At 63.9% G+C, this 25,645-nt stretch carries 21 protein-coding genes and 1 rRNA gene; 10 read left to right on the forward strand and 12 right to left on the reverse strand.

Annotation, left to right across the window (positions count from 1 at the left end; genetic code table 11):
- The first annotated feature begins 7 nt into the window (after positions 1 to 7).
- From rrf to yfiB, 7 genes are all read left to right on the forward strand, one after another.
- Positions 8 to 123, forward strand: a 5S ribosomal RNA gene (gene rrf / locus J5X93_RS03375).
- Between the two features lie 189 nt (positions 124 to 312).
- Positions 313 to 3,795: an exodeoxyribonuclease V subunit gamma gene (gene recC / locus J5X93_RS03380; RefSeq protein ID WP_182817112.1), complete on the forward strand. Its 3,483-nt coding sequence runs from the start codon at positions 313 to 315 to the stop codon at positions 3,793 to 3,795.
- Positions 3,792 to 7,469: an exodeoxyribonuclease V subunit beta gene (recB, locus tag J5X93_RS03385; RefSeq protein WP_250034427.1), complete on the forward strand. Its 3,678-nt coding sequence runs from the start codon at positions 3,792 to 3,794 to the stop codon at positions 7,467 to 7,469. Before recC ends, recB begins: the two co-directional genes overlap by 4 nt.
- Positions 7,466 to 9,541: an exodeoxyribonuclease V subunit alpha gene (gene recD, locus J5X93_RS03390; RefSeq protein WP_197853205.1), complete on the forward strand. Its 2,076-nt coding sequence runs from the start codon at positions 7,466 to 7,468 to the stop codon at positions 9,539 to 9,541. The genes recB and recD overlap by 4 nt, the downstream gene beginning before the upstream one ends.
- 107 nt (positions 9,542 to 9,648) lie before the next feature.
- Positions 9,649 to 10,188, forward strand: a complete 540-nt coding sequence (gene yfiR, locus J5X93_RS03395; protein WP_232111639.1) for a regulatory sequestration protein YfiR — start codon at positions 9,649 to 9,651, stop codon at positions 10,186 to 10,188.
- A complete protein-coding gene (gene dgcN, locus J5X93_RS03400; protein ID WP_043215249.1) occupies positions 10,185 to 11,456 on the forward strand; it encodes a diguanylate cyclase DgcN/YfiN in 1,272 nt (423 codons plus the stop codon). The genes yfiR and dgcN overlap by 4 nt, the downstream gene beginning before the upstream one ends.
- Positions 11,457 to 11,459: 3 nt before the next feature.
- Complete coding sequence (yfiB, locus tag J5X93_RS03405) at positions 11,460 to 11,960, forward strand: outer membrane lipoprotein YfiB (protein ID WP_102081185.1); 501 nt, start codon at positions 11,460 to 11,462, stop codon at positions 11,958 to 11,960.
- Positions 11,961 to 12,007: 47 nt separating this feature from the next.
- Here yfiB and J5X93_RS03410 read toward each other — a convergent pair whose 3' ends face one another.
- Positions 12,008 to 12,952 carry a LysR family transcriptional regulator gene (locus J5X93_RS03410; RefSeq protein ID WP_102081186.1) on the reverse strand — a complete coding sequence of 315 codons (945 nt, stop codon included), beginning with the start codon at positions 12,950 to 12,952 and terminating at the stop codon, positions 12,008 to 12,010.
- A gap of 129 nt (positions 12,953 to 13,081) precedes the next feature.
- Between J5X93_RS03410 and J5X93_RS03415 the strand changes: the two genes are divergently transcribed.
- Both J5X93_RS03415 and mmsB read left to right on the forward strand, forming a co-directional pair.
- Positions 13,082 to 14,608, forward strand: a complete 1,527-nt coding sequence (locus J5X93_RS03415) for a CoA-acylating methylmalonate-semialdehyde dehydrogenase (protein WP_250034429.1) — start codon at positions 13,082 to 13,084, stop codon at positions 14,606 to 14,608.
- Positions 14,609 to 14,618: 10 nt separating this feature from the next.
- Positions 14,619 to 15,506 carry a 3-hydroxyisobutyrate dehydrogenase gene (mmsB, locus tag J5X93_RS03420; RefSeq protein ID WP_043215258.1) on the forward strand — a complete coding sequence of 296 codons (888 nt, stop codon included), beginning with the start codon at positions 14,619 to 14,621 and terminating at the stop codon, positions 15,504 to 15,506.
- A 204-nt stretch (positions 15,507 to 15,710) separates the two neighbouring features.
- On the opposite strand, the gene J5X93_RS03425 is transcribed toward mmsB, so the two are convergent.
- From J5X93_RS03425 to dmeF, 3 genes are all read right to left on the reverse strand, one after another.
- Positions 15,711 to 16,055, reverse strand: coding sequence for a cupin domain-containing protein (locus J5X93_RS03425; protein WP_043215260.1), 345 nt, complete (start codon positions 16,053 to 16,055; stop codon positions 15,711 to 15,713).
- A 96-nt stretch (positions 16,056 to 16,151) separates the two neighbouring features.
- Complete coding sequence (locus J5X93_RS03430) at positions 16,152 to 16,910, reverse strand: aminoglycoside adenylyltransferase family protein (protein ID WP_090345119.1); 759 nt, start codon at positions 16,908 to 16,910, stop codon at positions 16,152 to 16,154.
- 36 nt (positions 16,911 to 16,946) lie between these two features.
- Entirely contained in the window at positions 16,947 to 17,888 is a 942-nt protein-coding gene (gene dmeF / locus J5X93_RS03435; RefSeq protein ID WP_250034431.1) for a CDF family Co(II)/Ni(II) efflux transporter DmeF, read from the reverse strand.
- 70 nt (positions 17,889 to 17,958) lie between these two features.
- Between dmeF and J5X93_RS03440 the strand changes: the two genes are divergently transcribed.
- Positions 17,959 to 18,234 carry a metal/formaldehyde-sensitive transcriptional repressor gene (locus J5X93_RS03440; RefSeq protein WP_043208377.1) on the forward strand — a complete coding sequence of 92 codons (276 nt, stop codon included), beginning with the start codon at positions 17,959 to 17,961 and terminating at the stop codon, positions 18,232 to 18,234.
- An 88-nt stretch (positions 18,235 to 18,322) separates the two neighbouring features.
- Here the strand turns inward: J5X93_RS03440 and J5X93_RS03445 are convergent, their stop codons facing one another.
- The 8 genes from J5X93_RS03445 to J5X93_RS03480 form a co-directional block, all read right to left on the reverse strand.
- Positions 18,323 to 19,255 carry a phosphatidate cytidylyltransferase gene (locus J5X93_RS03445; protein ID WP_102081189.1) on the reverse strand — a complete coding sequence of 311 codons (933 nt, stop codon included), beginning with the start codon at positions 19,253 to 19,255 and terminating at the stop codon, positions 18,323 to 18,325.
- A 1-nt stretch (position 19,256) separates the two neighbouring features.
- The gene (locus tag J5X93_RS03450) at positions 19,257 to 19,880 is read right to left on the reverse strand and encodes a lysophospholipid acyltransferase family protein (protein ID WP_043208380.1); all 624 of its coding nucleotides are present in this window, start codon (positions 19,878 to 19,880) and stop codon (positions 19,257 to 19,259) included.
- 10 nt (positions 19,881 to 19,890) lie between these two features.
- Positions 19,891 to 20,319 (reverse strand): hypothetical protein, encoded by a 429-nt coding sequence (locus J5X93_RS03455; RefSeq protein ID WP_043208383.1) that lies wholly within the window; start codon positions 20,317 to 20,319, stop codon positions 19,891 to 19,893.
- Positions 20,316 to 21,674 (reverse strand): phosphatase PAP2/dual specificity phosphatase family protein, encoded by a 1,359-nt coding sequence (locus tag J5X93_RS03460; protein WP_043208385.1) that lies wholly within the window; start codon positions 21,672 to 21,674, stop codon positions 20,316 to 20,318. Before J5X93_RS03460 ends, J5X93_RS03455 begins: the two co-directional genes overlap by 4 nt.
- Positions 21,674 to 23,422, reverse strand: coding sequence for a bifunctional alpha/beta hydrolase/class I SAM-dependent methyltransferase (locus J5X93_RS03465; protein WP_250034433.1), 1,749 nt, complete (start codon positions 23,420 to 23,422; stop codon positions 21,674 to 21,676). The genes J5X93_RS03460 and J5X93_RS03465 overlap by 1 nt, the downstream gene beginning before the upstream one ends.
- 30 nt (positions 23,423 to 23,452) lie before the next feature.
- Positions 23,453 to 24,058 carry a CDP-alcohol phosphatidyltransferase family protein gene (locus tag J5X93_RS03470; protein ID WP_043208388.1) on the reverse strand — a complete coding sequence of 202 codons (606 nt, stop codon included), beginning with the start codon at positions 24,056 to 24,058 and terminating at the stop codon, positions 23,453 to 23,455.
- Positions 24,059 to 24,140: 82 nt separating this feature from the next.
- Positions 24,141 to 24,536, reverse strand: coding sequence for a hypothetical protein (locus tag J5X93_RS03475; RefSeq protein ID WP_250034434.1), 396 nt, complete (start codon positions 24,534 to 24,536; stop codon positions 24,141 to 24,143).
- Between the two features lie 147 nt (positions 24,537 to 24,683).
- Positions 24,684 to 25,568: a LysR substrate-binding domain-containing protein gene (locus J5X93_RS03480; protein WP_250034435.1), complete on the reverse strand. Its 885-nt coding sequence runs from the start codon at positions 25,566 to 25,568 to the stop codon at positions 24,684 to 24,686.
- Positions 25,569 to 25,645 lie beyond the last annotated feature (77 nt).

Below are 25,645 nucleotides of genomic sequence, written 5' to 3' on the forward strand. Positions count from 1 at the left end.
AGAATTTCTTGACGACCATAGAGCATTGGAACCACCTGATCCCATCCCGAACTCAGTAGTGAAACGATGCATCGCCGATGGTAGTGTGGGGCTTCCCCATGTGAGAGTAGGTCATCGTCAAGATTCATTTCGCAAAACCCCTATCTGCGTGAGCAGGTAGGGGTTTTGTCTTTTCTGCAGCCATATTGGCAGCCCAATCAGTACTTTCCAGAAAGGCGCTTCCTACAGCGATATGGGGCCTGCAACACCTCGGGCGATGCGCAGCCCCTGTGATATGGTTCCCTACCAGAACCTCCCCGGCTGAGACGCTCAATGACCGACACATCCTCCCTGCATCCAGGTTTCATGATCGTTCAAGGCAACCGTCTGGATGACTTGCGCCATCTGGTAGTGGGTGTGATGCGTCGTTATCCCTTGGCACCGCTGGAGAACGAGATCGCGCTGGTTCAAAGCAATGGCATCGCCCAATGGCTCAAGTTGGCCCTGGCCGAAGACCCGCAGGAGGGCGATCAAGGCGGATGTGGGATTGCGGCTGCTATCGATGTCCAGTTGCCGGGCAGTTTCATGTGGCAGTTGTATCGCCGTGTTCTGGGGCGCGATGAAATTCCTGAGGTTTCGTTGCTGGACAAAGCTCCCCTCACTTGGCGCTTGATGCGCCTGCTTCCTGAGTTGATCGAGCGCCCCCATTTCGAACCGCTGCGCCGTTTCCTCACGGACGATGGTGATCTGCGCAAGCGTTACCAATTGGCCGAGCGCTTGGCGGACCTGTTCGACCAATACCAAGTCTATCGCGCCGACTGGCTCAAGGATTGGGCAGTAGGCGAGCATGTACTCAATAGCGCTCGTGGCGAACGCAAGCCCTTACCCGCCGGTAATCGCTGGCAGGCGCAGCTATGGCGAGCTTTGCTCGAGGATGTCGGCGAGGCGGGCATGGCGCAGAGTCGCGCCGGGGTGCACCAGCGTTTCATCGAACGTATCAACAGCCTGGACCAAGCGCCCTCCGGCTTGCCGAAACGGGTGATCGTTTTCGGCATTTCGTCCTTACCTGCCCAAGCACTCGAGGCGCTGGCGGGGCTTGCTCGCTTCAGTCAGGTGCTGCTGTGCGTGCATAATCCATGCCGCCATCATTGGGCAGATATCGTTGCAGACAAGGACCTGCTACGTCATCAGTACAAGCGTCAGCAGCGCAAGCACGGCACCCCCTTGCAATTGGATGACGAAAGCCTGCATCAGCATGCTCATCCATTACTGGCTGCCTGGGGCAAGCAGGGCCGTGACTACATCAACCTTCTCGACAGTTATGATGACCCCGGCAGCTACCGCGGTGTATTCAGCGAGGGTCGCATCGACCTTTTCCAAGAGTCTGAGCCAAACTGCCTGCTTCGCCAGTTGCAGGATGACATTCTCGAGTTGCGCCCACTGGCCGAAACCCGCGAGCAGTGGGCTCCTGTCGATCCCGCCAAGGATCGCTCGGTGCGCTTCCATGTGGCCCACAGTCCGCAGCGAGAAGTGGAGATCCTTCATGACCAGTTGCTGGCCCGCTTCAGTGCAGATCCCACGCTGCGCCCGCGTGATGTCATCGTCATGCTGCCGGCCATCGACGACTATGCACCGCATATCCGCGCGGTCTTCGGCCAACTTGAGCGCAACGACCCTCGCTACATTCCTTTCACTCTCACCGACCAAGGCCAGCGTGGTCGAGAACCGCTGCTGATCGCTCTGGAGCATCTGCTCAAGTTGCCCGAGAGTCGCTTTGCCGTCAGCGAAGTGCTCGACCTGCTGGACGTCCCTGCGCTTCGTGCGCGCTTTGCCATCGCACAGAGCGATTTGCCGACCTTGCATCGCTGGATCGAGGGCGCCGGCATCCGCTGGGGACTGAGCGCCAAACAACGTGCGACCCTGGGACTGCCTGAAGGCCTGGAGCAGAACAGCTGGCGGTTTGGCCTGCGACGCATGTTGCTAGGGTATGCCGTCGGTGTCGGGGAGGGCTTCGACGAGATCGAGCCCTATGATGAAATCGGTGGCCTCGATGCTGCCTTGATCGGCCCGCTCGTGGCCCTGCTCGACGCGCTCGATGTGGCATGCGAAGCCTTGTCGCAGCCGGCTACGGCGCGCGAGTGGGGCGAGCGTCTGCAAGCGCTGCTACAAGTGTTCTTCCTCGCCGAGGATGAGCAGGACGAGTTCCTGTTGATGCAGCTGCAGGATTTGCGCGACACCTGGTTGGCCACGTGCGAAGCGGTTGGCTTGCAAGACGTGTTGCCGCTAACGGTGGTTCGTGAGGCCTGGTTGTCGGGGCTGGACCAAGGCAAGTTGTCCCAACGTTTCCTGGCAGGTTCGGTGAACTTTTGCACGCTCATGCCCATGCGCGCGATCCCCTTCCGGGTGGTGTGCCTGCTGGGCATGAATGACGGCGACTACCCACGTGCCCAGCCGCCGCTGGACTTCGATCTGATGGCCAGCGACTACCGCCCTGGTGATCGCTCCCGCCGTGAAGATGACCGTTACCTGTTGCTTGAAGCCCTGCTCTCGGCGCGTGACCAGCTCTATATCAGTTGGGTCGGGCGCAGCATTCGTGACAACAGCGAGCGTCCCGCATCGGTGTTGATCGGCCAGTTGCGCGACCACCTCGCCGCAGGTTGGCGTCTGGCGGGCGCCAAGGAGGGGCTGCGGGAAAACCCTGGTGAGCAGTTGCTGCATGCCCTGACCCAGGAGCATCCCCTCCAACCCTTCAGCCAACGTTATTTCCAGAAAGGCAGCGCGTTGTTCAGCTACGCCCATGAGTGGCAGGTATTGCACCAGCTCGACACGGATCCTGTGGCCTGTCGTGACACGCTGCCGCCCTATGTAGCCGAGGAGGCGTTGAGCCTCACCCAGTTGCAGGATTTTCTGCGTCACCCTGTGCGGCACTTCTTCAGTCAGCGTCTGAAAGTGTTCTTCGAGGCCTTGGAAACGCCAACGCCGGATGAAGAACCCTTCGTGCTCGATGCTTTGCAGCGCTACGGGCTGAGCGAAAGCCTGCTCGGCGCCGCGCTGGCCGATCCCGACAACGCCGATCACGCGCTGCTGAGCCAGGCTCGTCGCCTTCAGGCCTGCGGCCTGCTGCCGCTGGCGGGGTTCGGCGAAATCCTCCAGGCCGAGCTGATCCAGCCCCTACCTGACCTGCTGCAGCGTCATCGCCAGTTGCTGCAACGTTGGCCTACCGTGGTCGATGGGGCGCTGCCGATTCATTTCGACCACGCAACGCAGCGTCTGGAAGGCTGGTTGGGGAGGGTGTACCAAGCCCAGGACCTGAGCCTTCTGAGCATCACCACCGTACCCAACACCCTGAGTGCCGGACGCAATAGCCGTAAATGGCATCGCCTGATCCCTGCCTGGGTCGTACATCTGGCGGCCTGTGCCGCAGGCTATCCATTGCATACCGCCATGGTCGCCAGCGACCTGACATTGTTGCTCGACCCGCTGCCGCAGCCCCAGGCGGCGGAGCTTTTGGGCGACCTGATCGTGGCTCGCCAGGCGGCCATGAATGCGCCGCTGCCCGTGGCCGCCAAGACCGCGTTCGCCTGGTTGGCCCAGAGCGATCCGGACAAAGCCCTGGCCTCAGCAGTCCGCGCCTACGAGGGCGATGGGCAGAACACCACCGGCGAGCGCGGCGAGAGCCTTGCCTTGGCACGTCAGTTCCCTGACTTCGCCGCGCTGTGCGCCGATGAAACCTTCGAAGGTTGGTGCGAGACCCTGTACCGCCCCTTGTTCGCAGCGCCCTGGCAGACCCTGGGCAATCCGGAGAATGCCGCATGACCCAGGCCCGCCCCTTGGCCCTGAGCTTTCCATTGCACGGCAGCCAACTGATCGAGGCCAGTGCTGGCACCGGCAAGACGTTCACCATATCGGCGTTGTACCTGCGCCTGATCCTAGGCCATGGCGGCGAGCAAGGCTTTGGCCGTGAGCTGCTGCCGCCACAGATCCTGGTGGTGACCTTCACCGACGCTGCCACCAAAGAGTTGCGTGAGCGGATCCGTGCTCGCCTGGCCGAAGCGGCACGGTTCTTCCGCGGTGAGCTGGCCGAAGCTGATCCGCTGCTGCAGATGTTGCGCGATGATTATCCCGCCGAGCAGTGGGCGCGTTGCGCCAGTCGCCTCGACGTTGCGGTCCAGTGGATGGACGAAGCCGCGGTGTCGACCATCCACGGTTGGTGCCAGCGTATGTTGCGCGAGCACGCCTTCGACAGCGGAAGCTTGTTCACCCAGAGCCTGGAGACCGATCACAGCGAGTTGCTGGGTCAGGTCATGCGCGATTACTGGCGGCGTTTCTGTTACAGCATGCAAGGCGAAGCCCTGGCCTGGGTACGCAACCAGTGGGGCAGCCCCGACGCGTTGCTGCCACGTATCCGCCCATTGTTTGGGCGGGTGCGCGGTGAGGTGGATGATGCTCAGCCGCAAGCGTTGATCGAGCAGGCCTTGCGCGAGCGGGCCGCGCAGCTGTGCCAGCTCAAGGCGCCCTGGGGGCAATGGGCCGATGAACTGCACCGGATTTGCCAGGCGGCTGTGGCCGGAAAACTGGCGGACGGCCGCAAGCTGCAGGCACGCTTCTTCGAGCCTTGGTTCGACAAGCTGCGGGCCTGGGCCGGTGACGATCAAGTACTTGAGCTGGATTTGGGCACCGGTTTCACCCGACTGACGCCTGCGGGCATGGCAGAAGCCTGGAAGTCCGGCGAGCCGCCTGATCATCCCGCCCTGCATGCCATGCAGAGCCTGCGTGAGCAATTGCAGGGGCTGGCCAGCCCCGATGCGCGGCTGCTGGAGCACGCCGCGACCTGGGTGTCGGCCCGTTTCGAGGTGGAGAAGCGCAAGCGCGCCGAGATGGGTTTTGACGACATGCTCTTGCGTTTGGAGCAAGCGTTGACCAGCGAGTCTGGCGAGCGTCTGGCCGGTTTGATTCGCGAGCAGTTCCCGGTAGCGCTGATCGACGAGTTCCAAGACACTGACCCGGTGCAATACGGCATCTTCGAGCGCATCTACCGGATCAGCGAGAACCATAGAGAGACCGGTCTGTTCATGATTGGCGATCCCAAGCAGGCGATCTACGCCTTCCGTGGGGCCGACATTTTCACCTACCTGGCCGCCCGCCGCGCCACGGCAGGGCGCTTGCACAGTCTGGATACCAACTACCGTTCCAGCCAGGCGATGGTAACGGCGGTCAATCGCGTGTTTCTCCAGGCCGAAGAGCGCCGCCAGGGGCGCGGCGCCTTCCTGTTCCGCGAGGGCCAGGACAACCCCTTGCCCTTCGTCGAGGTCCGTGCCAAGGGGCGCGATGAGCGATTGATGATCGACGGCCAGCCCGCTGCGGCGTTGCAATGCTGGCAACTGCAAAGCGAGGAGCCGGTCTCCAGCACGCTCTACCGCCAGCAACTGGCGGCCAGTTGCGCCAGTCATATCGTCGGCCTGCTCAATGGCGGCCAGCAAGGCATGAGCGGACTGCTCGACAGCCAGGGCACGCTTCGCCCCTGCTTGCCGTCGGACATCGCCATCCTCGTACGCGATGGCCGAGAGGCCCAGTTGATACGCGCCGAGCTTGCGGCCCGCGATGTACGCAGCGTGTATCTGTCGGACAAGGACTCGGTCTTCGCCGCCCAAGAAGCCCATGACTTGTTGGTCTGGCTCAAGGCCTGTGCCGAGCCGGATTCCGAGCGTCTGCTCAAGGGCGCCCTGGCCAGCCTGACCCTCGACCTGCCACTCGCCGATCTGGACCGCCTGAACCAGGACGAGCGCGTGTGGGAAGGTTGGGTCATGCGTTTTCGTCAGTACCGCGAGACCTGGCAGCGTCAGGGCGTGTTGCCGATGCTGCGCCGCCTGCTGCATGACTTCCAGCTGCCGCGCATGCTCATGGCCCGCAGCGACGGCGAGCGGGTGCTGACCAACTTGCTGCACCTGGCGGAGTTGCTGCAGCAGGCGGCGAGTGAGTTGGACGGTGAGCAGGCCTTGATCCGCCACCTGGCCGAACACCTGGCCAATGCTGGTCACGCCGGCGAAGAGCAAATCCTGCGCCTTGAAAGCGACGAGCAACTGGTCAAGGTAGTGACCATTCACAAATCCAAGGGGCTGGAATACCCCTTGGTCTATTTGCCGTTCATCTGCACGAGCAAACCGGTGGATGGTCAGCGCCTGCCTCTGACCTGGCACGATAGCCAAGGCCGGATCCACCTCACCCTGACACCCGACGAAACACAGATCGCCCGCGCCGATGATGAACGCCTGGCCGAAGATCTGCGCCTGCTCTACGTGGCCCTGACCCGTGCACAGTATGCCTGCTGGCTGGGTGTCGCCGACCTCAAGCGCGGCAGTCAGAAGACCTCGCAATTGCACCGCTGTGCACTGGGCTATCTGCTCGGCGCAGGCTTGCCTCTGGCAGCTTCCAGCGAACTGGGCGAATGGCTTGCGCAGTTGCAGGGCTCGAGTGCGGACATCACATGCAGCGTACTGCCCGAAGCCGACGCCCAGCGCTACCACCCCCCTCGTGACGAGCGCGAGCTGTTGCCGGCGCGCAAGCCACGGCGGGCCGCCGCCGAGCATTGGTGGATCGCCTCCTACAGTGCCCTGCGAGTCGGTGATCAGACCTTGAGCGCCGACAGTTCCCAAGCCCAGCAATTGCTGGACGACGAAATAGTCGATACCCAGGCATTGCGTGAGGTGCCCGCCGAGGGCGGCGATATTCACCGCTTCCCTCGCGGGCCGAATCCCGGCACCTTCCTCCACGGCCTGCTGGAGTGGGCCGGCCGGGAAGGGTTCGCCGAGGTCAGCGGCAAGCCGGATTTGATCAAGCGCACCGTGGGGGAACGTTGTAACCGCCGGGGCTGGACCGGCTGGATTCCCGCCTTGGAGCAGTGGCTGGGGCAGTTGCTGAACCAGCCGCTTCCCTTGCACGCCGACGGCCCGAGCCTGATCCTCGCCGAGCTGCGTCACTATCAGATCGAGATGGAGTTCTGGTTCGCCAGCCATCAAGTGGATGCCGTGCGCCTTGACCATCTGGTCGCCCGCCATACCCATGGCGCAGCGGCGCGTCCTGCGGCGTTGCCCACGGTGCTCAACGGCATGTTCAAAGGCTTCATCGACCTGGCATTCGAGTTGGACGGCCGTTACTACGTGGCCGACTACAAATCCAACTGGCTCGGTCCGGACACCCAGGCCTACAACGGCCTGGCCATGGAGCAGGCGATTCTGGAGCATCGCTACGATCTGCAGTACGTGCTCTATCTGCTGGCCCTGCATCGCCAACTGCGGGCACGGTTGCCGGACTACGATTACGACCGTCATGTGGGCGGTGCTGTGTTCATCTTCCTGCGTGGTGCCGACAGCGCCGGCCATGGCTTGTATTTCGCCAAGCCGCCGCGGGCGCTGATCGAGGCGCTCGATGCGTTGTTCCGCGGTGCCCATGAGCCGGAACAGCAGGACCTGTTTGCCGGAGTCGCGCCATGAGCCGATGCCTCGATGACCTCTTGCCTACCCCTGTAGATGCCGAACAACTGACGGCTCTGGCGCCCCTGCGCGAGAGCCGTGACCTGTTGGTGCTGCTCGATCGCTGGGTCGAGCGAGGCTGGCTGCGGGCACTGGACCGTGCCTTCGTGAATTTTCTCGAAGAGCGCGCCCCTGGCAGCGACACCTTGTTGTTGCTGGCAGCGGCCCTGGCCAGTCATCAGTTGGGCCATGGTCATGTCTGCCTCGATCTGGAGCAGACCCTCGCCGAGCCTGATTTCGCCTTGTCGCTGCCGCCGGAGGGCGACGCACTGGCCGGGCCTTTGCTGCTGCCCTCGCAACTGCTCGCCAGCCTGCCCCTGGACACCTGGCTGCAGCGCATTGCCGCCAGCCCTCTGGTGGCCGCGGGCAATAGCCCGGGGCAAGGTGCCCGGCCGCTGGTGCTCAGCGGCCAGCGTCTCTATCTGCGCCGCTACTGGAGCTATGAGCGGCGCATCGACGACGCCTTGCGCCAGCGCCTGACCCAGAGCGAAGCCATGCCGGCGGATCTGCCCGCACGGCTTGATCACTTGTTCGAAGGCGGCGCCCCGGCAGGGCAGGTGGACTGGCAGAAACTTGCGTGTGCGCTGGCCACGCGGGCGGCGTTCAGCATCATCACCGGCGGCCCTGGCACCGGCAAGACCACCACCGTGGTGCGTTTGCTGGCGTTGTTGCAGGCGCCTGCCGTGGAGAGGGGGCGCCCTTTGCGCATTCGCCTCGCGGCGCCCACGGGCAAGGCCGCCGCCCGCTTGACCGAGTCGATCGGCCAGCAGGTCGAGCGGCTGAAGGTCAGCGGTGAGGTGCGCGCACAGATCCCGACCGAGGTCAGCACCGTTCACCGTCTGCTGGGCAGCCGACCGGGGTCCCGGCACTTCCGCCACCATACGGGCAACCCGTTACCGCTGGACGTGTTGGTGGTCGACGAAGCCTCGATGATCGACCTGGAGATGATGGCCAACCTGCTCGACGCCTTGCCGCCCAAGGCACGTCTGGTGCTGTTGGGCGACAAGGACCAGTTGGCCTCGGTCGAGGCCGGCGCGGTGTTGGGTGATTTGTGTCGCGATGCCGAGGAGGGCTGTTATTCCCCGGCTACCCGGGCCTGGCTGGAGCAAGTCGGCGGCCAATCGCTGGAGGGCTGTGGTCTCACGCCCGGGGATGCGCAGCGCAATCCGCTGGCCCAGCAGGTGGTGATGTTGCGTTACTCGCGCCGTTTCGGCGAAGGCAGCGGCATCGGCCAGCTGGCCCGCCTGGTCAACCGCCAGCAGGCACAGCAGGCACGTGATTTGCTGACCCTGCCGCCGAGCGATGTGTTCGGTCTGACCCTGCGCGGTGAACAGGACCGGGCTTTTGATCGCTTGCTATTGGACGGCCTGGGCCGTGGCGACGATGGGCCCCAGGGTTACCGCAGCTATCTGCGTGCCATTGGTCGTCATCGTCCGCCCCCTGGCACACCCGTCGATGACCCGCGCTGGGAGCAGTGGGCCAGCAAGGTGCTGCAGAGTTTCGAGCACTTCCAGTTGCTCTGCGCAGTGCGCAAGGGCCCTTGGGGGGTTGCGGGTCTGAATGAACGTGTGGCGCGTGTGCTTGGCAACGCCGGGCTGATCGACAACCAGCAACCCTGGTATGAAGGCCGGCCAGTGCTGGTCACGCGCAACGATTATGGCTTGGGCCTGATGAACGGCGACATCGGCATTGCCTTGCGTCTGCCGGATGATCTGGGCGAGCCGGTACTGCGCGTGGCCTTTGCGCGCAACGATGGCAAAGGCGGGGTGCGTTTTGTGTTGCCGAGCCGGCTCAACGAGGTGGAAACGGTGTTTGCCATGACCGTGCACAAGTCCCAGGGCTCGGAGTTCAGCCATACGGCCTTGGTGTTGCCGGATGCATTGAACCCGGTGCTCACCAAGGAGTTGGTCTATACCGGTATCACCCGCGCCAAGCACTGTTTCAGCCTGATCGAGCCGCGCACCGGCGTTTTCGAAGAGGCGGTGGCGCGCAGGGTGCGACGGATCTCCGGTTTGATGCTCGAGCAAGTGTGACGTAGCGCACATTTCTGAGCGGCAGGCCTTGTGCTATCGTTGCGCCAAATCTGAAGGGACTTTGTGGGATTTCCTAAATGGTGGCTGTCTCGCCTCGGGGACGCGTGATGGGCCGTGCGCTTGCGCTGTTGATGGCCGCCTTGCTGCTCGCAGGCCCTGCACGGGCGGACACCCCTGCGAGCGCTGCTCAGGTCCAACAGCGGGCCAAGGCCGTGACCCAAGTCGTGCTGGGCATTCTCAGCTATGCGCGCTGGCCGGCAGAGCCAGTGCCGCTGCGTTTGTGCCTGGTAGGGCCGACCGAATACGCCGATGACCTGATCAAGGGCAATGTGCAGAACTCCGGCCAGCCCTTGCAGGTGCGGCGCTTGTTGGTGAACGACCAGCGTGTCGCCAGCGCCTGCGACGCACTTTATATCGGCAAGCTCGACCAAGGTGAGCGGGAGCGGCTGTTCCAGTCGGTCAGCGGCCATCCGGTGCTCAGCATCAGCGAGGCGGACGATCCCTGCACCGTGGGCAGCCTGTTTTGCCTGCGGGTCAGTGACGAGCAGGTGGCCTTTGACGTAAACCTGGATTCAGTCGCTCGCAGCGGTGTGCGAATCCATCCCAGTGTGTTGCAGTTGTCTCGTCGACGGGCGGTGCAGCCATGAGAAGGTGCATCAAGCCTGGCGTTCGCCCAACCCTGCGTTCGGTACTTGGCCGCGGCCATCTGGGATTGGCCTTGCTGGCGGTAGGGTTGGCAGGCGTCTCCCTGACCCTGCTCGGTGTGCTCGCCTTGCGCGTCTATGCCAATCACAACCTGCACCTGATTGCCCGCTCGATCAACTACACCGTCGAAGCGGCTGTGGTGTTCGACGATGCTCCTGCTGCGAAGGAAGCCCTGGCGTTGATCGCAGCCACCGAAGAGGTGGCCGATGCCAAGGTGTTCAATGACGAAGGCGTGCAACTGGCCCATTGGCACCGTGACGATGATGGCATGTTTGCCCAGCTGGAGGCGGAAGTGGCCAGCGCGCTACTGGAGGAACCGATCACGCTGCCGGTGATGCATCAGCAACAGAAGGTCGGGCACATCGAAGTGTCCGGGCAGGGCGGCAACTTGCTGCGCTTCCTGTTCAGTGGCCTGGCGGGGATCGTGTTCTGCACGTTGCTCAGTGCAGTGGTGGCTCTCTATCTGTCGCGTCGGCTGTTCGGCGACATCATTCGCCCGTTGCGCAGCCTTGCCAGCGTGGCTCACGCCGCCCGCCGCGATCGTACCTTCGACCGGCGCGTACCCGAAACGCAGATCGCCGAGCTCAACGAGCTGGGCAACGACTTCAATGCACTGCTCGACGAACTGGAGGCCTGGGACAGTCACCTGCGCAGTGAGAACGAGAACCTGGCGCACCAGGCGACCCATGACAGCCTTACCGGCCTGCCCAATCGAGCATTCTTCGAGGGGCGCCTGAGCCGTAGCCTACGCAATGCCGTCCGCCAGCAGGAGCGGCTGGCGCTGATGTTCCTCGACAGCGACCATTTCAAACAGATCAACGACAGCCTGGGCCACTCGGCGGGGGATGAGGTGCTGATCAGCGTGGCCAGTCGGATCCGCGCGCAATTGCGCGAACACGACCTGGTGGCGCGCCTCGGCGGGGACGAGTTCGCGGTGCTGCTGACGCCCTTGCAGTCGCGAGGCGACGCCGAGCGCATCGCTGAAAAGATCATCGCTAGCATGCAGCTGCCGATTCATCTGGAAACCGGCAACAGCATCACCACCTCGTTGAGCGTAGGCATCGCTTACTTCCCCGACGACGGCCTGGACCCGGCAGGGCTGCTCAATGCCGCCGATGGGGCGATGTATCAGGCCAAGCGCATGCGCCGTGGCCATTGGCAAGTGGCGCAGACGGAGCATTCGGCCACTGACGTTGATAACAGGAGCTGAACCGTGATTCACCGTGTCGTTGCACTGCGTTTTCCCACGCTGATATTGGCATTGCTGACGTTGCTGGCGCTCGGCGGTTGCCAGAGCGTTCCCAAGGGTTTGAGTGAAGAGCAGATCGCCGTGCTCAAGCGTGAAGGCTTCGCGCCGACTGACGAAGGTTGGGCGTTCGATCTTTCTGGCAAGGTGTTGTTTGGCAGCGATCTGGACAGCCTGAACAGCCAGAGCCGCGCGATCGTCGAGCGCATCGGCAAAGCCTTGCTGTCGGTGGATATCCAGCGGGTGAGGGTTGACGGCCATGCCGATGCCTCGGGCAAGGAGGCGTATAACCAGCAGTTGTCCGAACGCCGTGCGCAGAGCGTCGCCCAGGCGCTGATCGGCATCGGCATGCAGCCTCAGAACATCCGCACCGTTGGCCTGGGCAGCAGCCAGCCGGTGGCGGACAACCGCACCGCCAGCGGGCGAACGGAGAACCGCCGCGTATCGATCGTGGTAGCGTCCTACTGAGGCACGCGCTGGCGCCTGTAATTGGGCGCAGATGCGCCCATCCGGCATCACGCGAACTTCATCTCCCGGCTGTTGCCCATCAGCAACGGCGCGTTGGCCTCGGTCACATCGCGAATGTAGTCCCACAGCAAGGTGATGCGCTTCAACTTGCGCAGGTCCTCCCGGCAGTACATCCAGAACTGCCGAGTGATCTCCACCTCTTCAGGCAATAGATTGATCAATCGTGCATCCTGCGCAGCCAGGAAACACGGCAGGATTGCCAGGCCCCGGCCTTGCAAGGCCGCGGTGTATTGGGCGATCACGCTGGTGCTGCGCAGGTGGGCGTTGGCATTGGGGATCAGGTTGGCCAGGTACAAAAGCTCGGAGCTGAACGCCAAGTCGTCCACATAACTGATGAACCGGTGCTGGGTCAGGTCGGCGGCCTGGCGGATTGGCGGGTGGTTGTCCAGGTATTCCTGGGTCGCGTACAGCCGCAGGCGATAGTCGCACAGCTTGCAGCACACATAGGGCCCATGCTCGGGCCGCTCCAAGGCGATGACGATGTCGGCCTCGCGCTTGGACAGGCTGATGAAGTGTGGCAGGGGCAGGATGTCCACCGAGATTGCCGGGTAGGCATCGACGAAGTGGCTCAGTTGCGGAGTGACGAAGAAGCTGCCGAAGCCCTCGGTGCAGCCCATGCGAACATGGCCCGAAAGTGCCACGCCTGAGCCTGAGACCTGCTCGCAGGCCATGTGCAGCGTGCTTTCGATCGATTCGGCGTAGCCCAGCAGGCGTTGACCCTCAGAGGTCAGGACAAAGCCGTTGGTCCGGGATTTTTCGAACAGAAGCGTGCCCAGCGCGCCTTCCAGCGAGCTGATGCGTCGCGACACCGTGGTGTAGTCAACGGCCAGGCGCTTGGCCGCGCTGCTGGCCTTGCGGGTGCGCGCCACTTCAAGAAAGAACTTCAAATCGTCCCAGTTCAGTGAACTCAGGGAGGTGAGGTCTTTTTGCATGATGATCCGGTTTTTTTGTGCGTTCTTGTTGGATGTTTGCACATCTATACTCGAAAAAAGCCCCACGGCGCCACCCCGCCTCGGCGCGCTGGCGATCTCGTTCCGACAATAATTCCAAGGAGAGCGCAGATGAACGCACCCCATACCCCCGATCAGGCCAAGGTCGAGCAGGTCAAGCTGCTGATCGACGGCCAGTGGGTCGAGTCCAAGACCACCGAGTGGCGCGACATCGTCAACCCGGCCACCCAGCAGGTGCTGGCGCGGGTGCCGTTCGCCACCGTAGAGGAAGTCGACGCCGCCGTGGCTGCGGCCCAGCGAGCCTTCGCCAGCTGGCGCGACACCCCCATCGGCGCGCGTATGCGCATCATGCTCAAGCTGCAGGCGCTGATCCGCGAACACACCAAGCGTATCGCCCAGACCCTCAGTGCCGAGCAGGGCAAGACCCTCGCCGATGCCGAAGGCGATATCTTCCGCGGCCTGGAGGTGGTCGAGCACGCGGCCTCGATCGGCACCCTGCAGATGGGCGAGTTCGCCGAAAACGTCGCAGGTGGCGTGGACACCTATACCCTGCGCCAACCGATCGGCGTATGCGCTGGCATCACCCCGTTCAACTTCCCGGCGATGATTCCGCTGTGGATGTTCCCGATGGCCATCGTTTGCGGCAACACCTTCGTGCTCAAGCCGTCCGAACAGGACCCACTGTCGACCATGATGCTGGTGGAACTGGCCCTGGAAGCCGGCATACCGGCCGGTGTGCTGAACGTGGTGCATGGCGGCAAGCAGGTGGTGGATGCGATCTGCACCCACAAGGACATCAAGGCGATTTCCTTTGTCGGTTCCACCGAGGTCGGCACCCACGTGTACAACCTGGCTAGCCAGCACGGCAAGCGCGTGCAGTCGATGATGGGCGCCAAGAACCACGCCGTGGTGCTGCCGGACGCCAACCGTACCCAGACGATCAATGCCCTGGTCGGTGCTGCTTTCGGCGCGGCCGGTCAGCGCTGCATGGCCACCTCGGTGGCGGTGTTGGTAGGCAAGGCCCGCGAATGGCTGCCGGACATCAGGGAAGCCGCCAGCAAGCTCAAGGTCAATGCTGGTTGCGAGCCGGGCACCGACGTCGGCCCGGTGGTTTCCAAGCGTGCCAAGGAGCGCGTGCTGGGGCTGATCGAAAGCGGAATCAAAGAAGGCGCCAAGCTCGAACTGGACGGGCGTGACGTCAAGGTGCCGGGCTATGAGCAGGGCAACTTTGTCGGCCCAACCCTGTTCTCTGGGGTACGCACCGACATGCAGATCTACACCCAGGAAATCTTCGGCCCGGTGCTGGTGACCCTGGAAGTCGACACCCTCGACGAGGCCATCGCCCTGGTCAATGCCAACCCGTTCGGCAACGGCACGGGCCTGTTCACCCAGAGCGGTGCGGCAGCGCGCAAGTTCCAGAGCGAGATCGACATCGGCCAGGTTGGCATCAACATTCCGATTCCCGTGCCGGTGCCGTTCTTCAGTTTCACAGGTTCGCGCGGCTCCAAGCTGGGCGACCTGGGCCCGTACGGCAAGCAGGTGGTGCAGTTCTACACTCAGACCAAGACCGTCACCGCCCGCTGGTTCGACGATGACAGCGTCAATGACGGTGTGAACACCACCATCAGCCTGCGCTAAGGAGCTCGTCATGCGTATCGCATTCATCGGCCTGGGCAACATGGGCGCGCCCATGGCCCGAAACCTGATCAAGGCCGGGCATCAACTGAACCTGTTCGACCTGAACAAGACCGTGCTGGCCGAGCTCGCCGAACTGGGCGGGCAGGTCAGCGCATCGCCGAAGGAGGCGGCGGCCAGCAGTGATCTGGTGATCACCATGCTGCCGGCGGCGGCCCACGTGCGCAGTGTCTATCTGGGTGACGATGGCGTGCTGGCGGGTGTACGGCCGGGCACACCGACCGTGGACTGCAGCACCATCGATCCGCAGACCGCCCGCGAAGTGTCCAAAGCCGCAGCGGCCAAGGGCGTGGACATGGGCGATGCGCCGGTGTCCGGTGGTACCGGTGGCGCGGCAGCGGGTACCTTGACCTTCATGGTCGGTGCCAGCGCCGAGCTGTTCGCCACGCTCAAGCCGGTGCTGGAACAGATGGGGCGCAACATCGTGCACTGCGGCGAGGTGGGTACCGGACAGATCGCCAAGATCTGCAACAACCTTCTGCTGGGTATCTCGATGATCGGTGTGTCCGAAGCCATGGCCCTGGGCAATGCGCTGGGCATCGACACCAAGGTGCTGGCCGGCATCATCAACAGCTCCACCGGGCGTTGCTGGAGTTCGGATACCTACAACCCCTGGCCAGGCATCATCGAGACCGCCCCGGCTTCGCGCGGCTACACCGGCGGCTTTGGCGCCGAGCTGATGCTCAAGGACCTGGGGCTGGCCACCGAGGCTGCGCGTCTGGCGCACCAGCCGGTGATCCTCGGCGCCGTTGCGCAGCAGCTTTATCAGGCCATGAGCCTGCGTGGCGAGGGCGGCAAGGACTTTTCGGCGATCGTCGAGAGTTATCGCAAGAAGGATTGACGAGCGAGGTGAATTTTATCGCGGGCCAGGTGGCCTTCCCTCTGTAACTGCGCACCAGAGGGAAGGGCACCTGCCTCGCGATTTTTTTCGTGCTCGATTTTTCAGGTGTGGTGCAGTCTGTGGGCGCGGGTAAACCCGTTCCCACAGGGACGCGCCGTGTTGACCTGGCTGCGCCATTCAAAGCCCTGCGAAAGGGCTTTGGCATCAGGCGAAGACGAAGTACTTGCGCACGGTCTCGACCACTTCCCAGGTGCCTTTGAGACCTGGCTCGATGATGAACACGTCGCCTGCCTTCAGGTGCTTGGGCTCTTCACCTTCCGGCGTGATGATCACGTAGCCTTCGAGGAAGTGGCAGAACTCCCACTTCTCGTAGTTGATCTCGAACTTGCCGGGAGTGCAGATCCAGGTGCCCATGATCTTGCTGCCATCGGCAGAGAGATAGGCGTTCAGGTTGACGGTCTGCGGGTTGCCGCCGATGCGCTTCCACGGGGTGGCGTTCAGGGCCGGGGTCGGGCAGGTTTCGCGCAGGACGGTAATGAAGTCGGACATGGCAGGTTCCCAGGTAAGTGGCTGAATGACACGTCACCATAGGGCCTGCGCAGGCGCTGGAGTTGCCTGGGCTCGACGTCCAGGTGTCTGGATGCGCTATGTGGGCATATGCGACTTGCAATGAAGAACGAAGGCGTTGACCTGTTCCGGCCATTGGGCGAGCAGGTCCGGCGCGGTACCCAGGTAGGCGGCGCGCGCGTTGGCCAGCACCGGTTGGTGCGCGTCTGGCAAACGCTCCAGCAACCACTGGGCGGCTACATCCTTGGCTGCGATCGACCCCGTCGCCAGGCTGTACCAGATGCGCGCCAGGGCGAGCACCACGGTGTGCTCGTCGCCGGTCCAGTCCTCGGGCGTGTTCCATTGGGCCAGGGTGTCGGCAAAGGCTTGTTTCAGGTCGGCGGGCGGCACCGGGTCGAACCAGCTCGCAGCCGCTTCGCCCACCAGGCAAAGGCTGTGCTGGCGGGCCTTGGTCAGCAGAATGGCCAGGTCCGGGTCGAGCTGGGCAGGTTCGACCTCGCCTGCCAGCAGCGATGCTCGCAGCCACTCACCGAATTGCAGCTCGCGGCGGGCCGGATAGCGCCAGGGATGGATGTCGTCGCGTACCAACAGCGTCACCTCCAGGGCGCGCAGGTTGGGGTCTGCTCCCGGTGGTGCGGAAACATCCAGCAGCGCGCGCATCAACCCCTGGCGTGTGGCGTCGGACAGCGGTCGGGACACAGTCACCAGCAGGTCGAGATCGCTGTGCGGCCTCAATCCACCGGCCACGGCCGAGCCGTACAGGTGGATGGCCTGCAAGGCGTCGCCAAGGTGCTGGGCAAGCAGTTGCTGGGCAGCGAGCAGTTGTGGGTCGGTCATGGTGCGCCTCCTGAGGGCACACCATAGCAATCACCCTCAGGCGTTGGCCATTGCGTTGACTTCGACCGTGATGTGCGCCAGTTCTTCATGGACCGCCAGTGCCTGGCGTACGGTGTCGGCGCTAAGACAGCCCGTCGCCGCCAGGCTGAGAATGCAGGCGTACTGGTCCTTGCCGACACGCCACACGTGCAAGTCGGTGAGGGTGGCCGGTACCGACAGTTGCGCCACGGCGTCGCGGATCTCCTGGACCACGGGCGCGTCCATCTCGGCGTCCAGCAATACCCGGCCGGTGTCACGCAGCAGGCCTTTGGCCCACACCGCCACCAGCACCGCTCCCACCAGGCCCATCACCGGGTCGAGCCAGCCGGCGCCCCAGAACTTGCCGGACAGCAGGGCAATGATCGCCAGCACCGAGGTCGCGGCGTCGGCCATCACGTGCAGGTAGGCCGATCGCAGGTTCAGGTCATGGTGGTGGTGGTGGTGGTGGTGGTGGTGGTGATGGCCATGGTGGTGATCGTGATGGTGATCGTCGCGCAGCAGCCAGGCACAGGCGAGGTTCACGGCAAGCCCGAGTGCCGCAAGGGTGATGGCTTGGTCATAGTGAATCGGCCCAGGTGTCAGCAGCCGCTCGACCGACTGGAAGGCCATGAGCCCGGCTACGCCCAGCAGAAGCAAAGCGCTGGAGTAGCCGCCGAGGATCTCGATCTTCCACGTGCCGAAGGCGAAGCGACGGTCGCGGGCGTAGCGCCGTGCGGCAGCGTACGCCAGCAGTGAGAGCCCCAGGGCCAGGGCATGGGAGCTCATGTGCCAGCCGTCGGCCAGCAGCGCCATGGAGTTGAAGTACCAGCCGCCGGCGATCTCCGCCACCATCATCACCGCCGTGAGCCACACGGCCAGGCGTGTCTTGCGCTCGGCGCCGAGGTTGCCGGTATGGAACTGATGGCTGTGCAGCCACTTGTCTGAGGTTTGCGCAACCATGGTTTATCATGCTCCGGTAGATAGGCGAAATATACTATACCCCTGTATACCTAGAGTGATGCAGAACCCTATGGCACATACCATCAAGAGCAAGAAGCAACTGCTGACCCGTGTGCGCAAGATCAAGGGCCAAGCCGCAGCCCTGGAAAGCGCGTTGGAGCAGGACAAGGACTGCTTGGCGATCCTGCAGCAGATCGCCGCCGTACGAGGTGCGGTGAATGGGTTGATGGCCGAGGTGATGGAAGGGCACATCCGCGAGCATCTGGTGGCCGATGACCTGAGTGCCGAGCAGCGCCAGGAGGAGGCCGACAAGGTGGCCTCGCTGCTGCGCTCTTACCTCAAGTAACCAGTGTGGGCTGCGTTGCGGCCCATCGCAGGCTTGGCGATTCGGCAAGCCCAGGCCGCAGTTCTGAATACCCCCTGGGGGTATTTTTCTAGGCCCACCAGTACCGTACGAAGTGGAAGAACACCGGCGCCGCGAAGCACACCGAGTCCATGCGGTCCAGCATGCCGCCGTGGCCTTCGATCATGTGTCCCCAGTCCTTCACCCCGCGGTCGCGCTTGATCGCCGACATCACCAGCCCGCCAAAGAAACCCATGGCATTGACGGTCAGCGCCATCAGCGCTGCCTGCCAGAAGTTGAACGGGGTGATCCAGCACAGCAAGGCGCCCACCAGGGTGGCCAAAGCTACGCCGCCGGCCAGCCCTTCGACGGTCTTGGAGGGCGACAGGTTAGGCGCCACCTTGCGTTTGCCGAACAGCTTGCCGCAGACGTACTGCAACACATCGCTGATCTGCACCACAAGGATCAGCCAAGCGATCAGCAACAGGTTGCGGCCTTCATAACCGGGAATGTCCAAGGTCATCAATGCCGGCACCGAGGACAGGCAGTACACCGCGATCATCAGCCCCCACTGCACCTTGGAAGCGCGCTCGAGAAAGCGCGTGGTGTCGCCACCGAAGCTCGCCAGGATCGGCAGGAACAGAAACAGGTACACCGGGATGAAGATGCTGAACAAACCGTACCAGTCCATGGCGATCAACAGGTACTGCACCGGCAGCGCCACGTAGAACGCCGCCACCAACGCCGGGTAATCGCTGCGCCGGGTGGGCGTGAGGGTCATGAACTCGCGCAGGGCATAGAACGAGACGAAGTAGAACAGGGCGATCACGCCGTACTTGCCGAACACGAAAGCGATGCCGATCACCAGCACCATCACCCACCAGGCGTTGATGCGGGCGTTGAGGTTGTCGATCACTGCGTGCGGCGCGGGGCCGGCGCGCCATTTGAGTAGACGGCCGATCACGCTGGCGAGCAGGAGCAGGGCGCCGATGCCGGCGAACAGGGAAAGGGTGTTGTCGTCCATCTCAGGCATCCTTCGGGGCCAGGTTCAGCAGGGCCTGGCGGGCCCGCTCGAGAAAGGCCTGCTTGCTCTCGTCAGGCAGCAGGTGCAGGGGTTCGCCGAAGCTCAAGGTGCACAGCAGCGGCAAGGGCAGGGCGCGGCCCTTGGGCATGACGCGGTTGAGGTTGGCGATCCACACTGGCACCAGCTCGATATCAGGGTTGGCCGAGGCCAGGTGGAACAGGCCGCTCTTGAACGGCAGCAGTGGCTCATCGCTGAGATTGCGGGTGCCTTCAGGGAAGAAGATCAGCGAATCGCCTTGGCCCAAGGCATCGAGCACCGGTTGCAGTGGGTTGTCGTTGGACTCGCCACGCTGGCGGTCGATCAGTACGGCGTCGAACACGTTACGGATCAGAAACTCCCGGATGCCCGGCTTGGCCCAATAGTCGGCCCCGGCGACCGGGCGTGTACGGCGGCGCAGTGGTTCGGGCAGCGAGGCCCAGAGCAGCACGAAGTCGCCATGGCTGCTGTGGTTGGCAAAATACAGGCGTTGCCTGGGGTGCGGCGTGCAGCCGAGCCAGAGAGCCCGGGCACCGGTGATCAGGCGTGCGGCAGAGGTGATGGCAAAGGCGGTCAAGGCGGCGAACATGGCGCGGTGGTTATCCGGTGAAAGAGAGTATCAGCAGGGTAGTCAGGGCTAGCACGACTTGCGCGGCGAAGCACAGCGCCTGGCGTCGCAGCAGGCCCAGCGCGCCCTGGCTGCGCGAGGGCCAGTCGCGTGCGTCGTGGGCGTGGGGCTTGAGGTTCAAGTCAAACAGGGCGCGATCCAAGGCTTGGGTGTCGGCGGTGAGGTCTGCGCTGCTGGCGAGCCGGGCGAACAGCGCGGCGTCCAAGGCTACGCGGATTGCCCAGTACTTGTGCAGCAGCCCCAGCCCCAGCAACACCGCGCACACCGCACTGGCCAGCGGGGGCAGGTGTGTCACCAGGGGTGCCAGGCCGTAGGCCAGGGCCAACAGGGTGATGCCATCGGACAAGCATTCGAGCTGTCGACCACGGCCCAGCAGGCTGGCCACCAGATGCAGGTTCATGGCTGGGCCTCCAGCTGTTCGAGTGCCATGCGATGGCCTGGATGTAACACGACAGAGGGTCGGGCTTTGCGGATCAGCGCTTCGGCCTGGGTAACGTTGGCGCAACGGCCACTGTGCACCAGCCAGGCGGCCACCGCGCTGGCGCTGCGGGAGTAGCCCAGGGCGCAGCAGACCAGGACCGGGCCCTGCTGACGCAGGCATTCGATGGCCTCGGCGGCCTGTCTGAGCAAGCTGGCATCCGGGACGATCAGGTCCAGGGTGGGCAGGCAGGTGTAATGTGCGGGCATCTGCATTGTCTGGCCTGGCCCATTTGCGGGTTTACCCGCGAAAGCGCCGGCACAGGCATAGCACGGCAGTTCAGCCGTCAGGTCCAGCGCGGCATTGAATGAGGAGGCCTCGCCGGCTCCGGGAATGCGCCCCAGAAATACCCCATCGCACACCTCATCGGCCTGTGGCCGTTTGCGGGTCCAGAGCCGCGAGTTGATCCAGGCCCCTAACAAATAGGGCGCCAGCAACCCAGTGGCGGCATTGGATAGCCGTCCATCCGCGCCTTTCTGGAATCCACCGGCACCGAACACGGCATAGTTCAGCGCCACCATCAGCAGCGAAACCGCCGGCCACAGCAGCCATAGCCAGGCGCCCGCCAACTGCAGCGCCAGCACCGCGCACAACAGCGCGCCGCCCCCGTAATACAGGGCAAGCCGCCAGCGTCGAGGATCACGGGCCAGGCGTGCTGCCCGCAGCGGCAGCTCGCCCTCCCTCGGCCACAGCCAGACGCATACCAGTCCCGCCAGTGCCCCGGTGGGCAGATCGATGAAATGATGCTGCCAGGTGGTCAGCACCGATACCCCGATCAAAGCCATCCAGCCATGCATCAGCCCGCGCCAAGGCTGGCGATGAACATGACGGGCAAACATTGTCCAGATGATCACCAACAGCGCGATGTGCAGTGACGGGGCCTGGTTGAAGGGCTTGTCGAACCCCATCAGCACATCGAACAGCCAACCGAACAGGCCGTCCAGCGCTGGGCGTTCGAAGGTAAAGCGCAGTGGCCACAGCAAGAAGCAGCCGACGCTGATCACTTGCGCGGTCAGCAGGGCCAGGGCGTGGCGGTCCATCTCCCGGCGGGTGGTCGGCAACAGGAAGGACAACCCGTACAGCAGGTCGATCGACCAGTAGGGCACGATCGTCCACGGCCATAGTGGCGTTTGCCCTTCCCAGCCGAACACCAGGCTGCCGACGTCGTCGCGGGTAGCGGTGTGGTTGTTGACCAGCCCATAGCTGAGAAAGAAGAACGGCCCCAGCAGCAACAGCCAGAGCACGCCTCGGCGGATCAAGCCGGGTTCGCGCGTCATCAATCCACCCGTTGCGCCAGGCTGACACTGAAAATGCCCCACTCATCGATGCGCTGAGCGACCTTGCGAAAGCCTGCCGCCTCCACCAACTGGTCCATCTCCGCCTGGCTGCGCCGACGCATTACCCAGGCCTGGCCATCGCGGTGGCTGGTGAGGGCACGGGCGATCATCTCCAGTTGCGGGTGCCAGGGCTGGCCGGTGTACACAAGATAGCCGCCCGGCTGAACAGCATCGGCCAGGCCCGCCAGGGAACTGCCCACCAGGTCATTGCTGGCGAACAGCTCATACAGACCAGACACCACTGCCAGGGTCGGGTGCGGATCGAGACTGGCCAGGCTCTGGCGGTCGAAGGCATCGCCTTGGACGAAGCGGGCCACCTCGGTCAGGCCCTTCTCGGCGATCAAGGCGCTGCCTTGCTGGACGTTCAGCTCGCTGTAGTCGCGCAGCAGGATCGAGTCGGGCATCTGCTCCTGCAGCGCTTCGAGGATGTAACGACCGTGGCCTGCCGCGATGTCGACGATGTGTACCGGGCGCTGCTGCTCGCGCAGGCGGCGGATGGCTTCGCGCAGCAGTTCCTCCACATGCAGCTTGCGCTGGCGGATGCCGCGCCAGCCGATGGCGTTGAGGTAGTTCCGGTCGATCAGTTCGCCCAGCTTGCCTTTGCCGCTGGGCTGGTTGCGATACACGTAGTCCAGGGTACTGCCCGAATCGAAGCCGGTGTCGAAGCCCAGCTTCACCCCTTCCGAGAAGCCCTTGCCCAAGCGCAGTCCGGCACGGGTGGCCCGCCAGTAAAGGTCGCGGGGCGAGTTGCGAGGTAGCGGCGCGGCCAGGCTTTCGGCTTCAGCGCAGCTGGCGCCGCTCTTGTCGGCATCGAGCAACGAGGGCACCGGTAAAGGCCTGTCGAAGCAGTGCGCAACGAAGCGCTGGATCCTTGCCAGGGCATGGGCCCGGTCGCGCTCGCCGAGGGTGTCATGGAAAAAGCCCGGCAAAACATGCATCTCTTTGCGCGCACTGCCCAGACGCTCGAAGAAGCGCTCCTGGGGCTTGCGTTCGACCACAAGGTCGGCGCCGGACACCAGCATCTGGGTCGGCACCTGGATCGCCTGGGCATCGGCGACCACTCGGTCGGCCGCTTCATACAGGCCCAGCAGCATGGTCACCGAGATCGGCCGGCTGATCAGCGGGTCGGCCAGGTAGGACATGACCCGCTCCGGGTCGTGGGTCAGCAGGCGTGGCTTGACGTAGCTGTTGACGAAGAAATTGCCGCGCAATGCCTTGAGCAGCTTCAGGCCTGGGCGAGCGAACGGCACGTAAAGCTTGACCTTGAAGGCCGGCGAGGCCAGCACAAGGCAGCGCACTTTCGGCGCGTAGTCATGGGCCCAGGTCGCCACCAGCACCGCCCCCACGCTCTGGGCCAGTACCACCATGTCCGCCTCGGCGATGCCATGGCTGTCGCGGACATGCTCGATGAAGGTCTGCACGTCCCGCACGCTGGTGGCAAAGCCTGGGCTGTCGCCACGTGCTCCGGGTGACTGGCCATGGCCCCGGGCGTCCCAGGCGAAAAAGTCGTAGCCGGGCATGTCCAGCTCATCGGCCAAATGGGCCATGCGCCCGCCGTGTTCGTGGCCGCGGTGGAACATCACCACCGCCCGGCGTGGCTGGTATTCGTTACGGGTGGCGGGCCAATAGCGGTAATGCAGCTCGACGCCATCATGGGTGCAGAAGTGCAGCGATTGCGCTTGGCGCATGGCGAAGGTCCTTGTCCGGCGGCGAAGAGGTCAGCGAGTTTCGGCCAGGCCTTGGCGAACCCGGTTGTAGAGGGTATAGAGCGAGAGTGCGAGGATGACCAGCAGCAGGCCGTCGATCCATGCTGCGCTCAGCACCCCGAAAGCGATCCCGGTGCCCAGCACACCAAAGGCGAAGGCCCGGTCGCTCTTGCCCATGGGCCCGTCGTATCGCCGCGAAGCCCCCGCCAGCGGCCCCATCACGCCGGCGTACTCGCTGATGACCGCGCTCACGACCACCAGCACCACCAGCGCCGGTGATACCCCCGGCAACAGGGCGAATGGTAGGTACAGCGCCGCATCGGCGACCACGTCGCACAGCTCGTTGAGGTAAGCCCCAAGCTTCGATTGCTGGCCGAACTCCCGCGCCAGCATGCCGTCGACGGCATTGAGGGCCATGCGCAGCAGCATCCACACCGGCACCAGGATGAACAGCCCGGTCACATCGTGCTGCCAGGCCAGCAACAGGCCCAGCAGTACCGACACCAATGCGGCTGCCACGGTGACTTGATTGGCGGTGACGCCGCGCGCATGCAGGCGCTTTACGCCAGGGCGCAACAGGGCCTGGAAACGGGGTTTGAGTTGATAGATCGACGGCACGTTGAACTCCCTTTCATGGCGCGACATGACCCGATTGTGAGGAATGAGCCAGGTGGGCGGCAAGGGGGGACGTTGATGACCTTCAACGGTGCGGCATGCCGTGGTATTCGTTGCCCGGCCGTTGCCTTGTCGGTTCGCTGCGTGCCCAGAACCAGGCACCTCCCTGCGCAATGACCAGGCCGCCGAAGCAAATCAGAAGGTCCGCCTCGCAGTGCTCCCAGGTACCGACCTTGAAGCCCGTATTCTCCAATGTCAGGAATTCACCTGTGGCAGGCAAGCATTGCGGGGAGCCTCTGAGGCCGCCATGGAACAGCTGCTCAGGGCTATGGCAAACCCGGGCGTGCAGCTGTTCGGGTTTTTTCTTCGCTTCATGCATGAAGCGCGAGATGAATGTCTTGCGGATATATCGCTGTGCGAACGTCTGCAGCAGGCGCTCCAGATCGTCACTGGAACACAGGCGATTGTCGTGTCGATTCATGAAGGCATCCCGTGGAAACGAAAGATCGCGTTCGCTCAGGGTTTTAACGTAGATGCCGGGCCAGGCGCGCCAGGACCGTGCCGGGTTGGTTGTAGGTTGAGTCTCGATTTCGCGGTGGGGGTGATGGGGTTGCAGCCTGCGCGGGTTTCAGCTGTCCTCCAGTTGTTTCACCAAAGCGGCGGCATACCCTGGCAACGCTCCGAAATCCCGGGCGCACAGTAACAGTCGACGGTTGGCCCAAGGCTCGGGCAATGCGATCCAGCGCAGTGGCAATACCCCTTCCCAGCGTCGCACCGATGCCAACGGCACCACCGCTACCCCGGCGCCGCCGGCAACCATGCGAATCACCCCGTCGAATCCTTCTGCCCGCACCCGTACCTGCATGCGCCGCCCTTCCCGCAGGGCTTGTTCCTCCAGATGCAGGGCCAGGGCGCTGTTGGCACCCAGCCCGACATGGCCGTGGGCAAGGCTATCGATGAAAGTCGGCGCGGCCTGCTCGATCAGGGGATGAGCGATGGGCATCGCCAGCACCAGCGGATCGTCGCGAAAGGGACGAGTCTGCAGGTGCTCGTTGGGTGCGGCGGTAGAGATGATGCCCAGGTCGGCCATGCCCTGGGTGATCGATTGCACGATGCGCAGACTCGGCATTTCCTGAACATCGACGCTGACACCGGGATGGCTACACAGATAGGCGGCCAGCAGCTCGGGTAGGTATTCGGTCAGCGCGGCGGTGTTGCACAACAGGCGCACCTGGCCATATTGGCCTTGGGCGTACTGGGCCAGATCGTATTGCAGGCGTTCGACCTGCTGGCTGATCAGCCGGGCATGCTGCAACAGGGCCTGGCCGGCGGGTGTGGGCAGTATGCCACGGCGATTGCGCTCCAGCAGTGCGATGCCGAGCGAGGCTTCCATGGCGCGGATGCGGGCGCTGGCGGCGGGCAGCGACAGGTGGCTGCGACGCGCGCCGGCGGTGATGTTGCCGCACTCGGCGGTGTGGCGAAACAGCTGGAGGTCGGTCAGGTCGAAATGCATCAGCCTCTGTCCTGGCAAGAGTCTGGCTGAGTATATGGCAGATTTTCAGCCAGGCGCCGAGACGTCATTCTGGCGCC

The sequence above is a fragment of the Pseudomonas sp. BYT-1 genome (assembly GCF_023611805.1).
In the GTDB taxonomy this organism is placed as follows: Bacteria; Pseudomonadota; Gammaproteobacteria; order Pseudomonadales; family Pseudomonadaceae; genus Aquipseudomonas; species Aquipseudomonas guariconensis.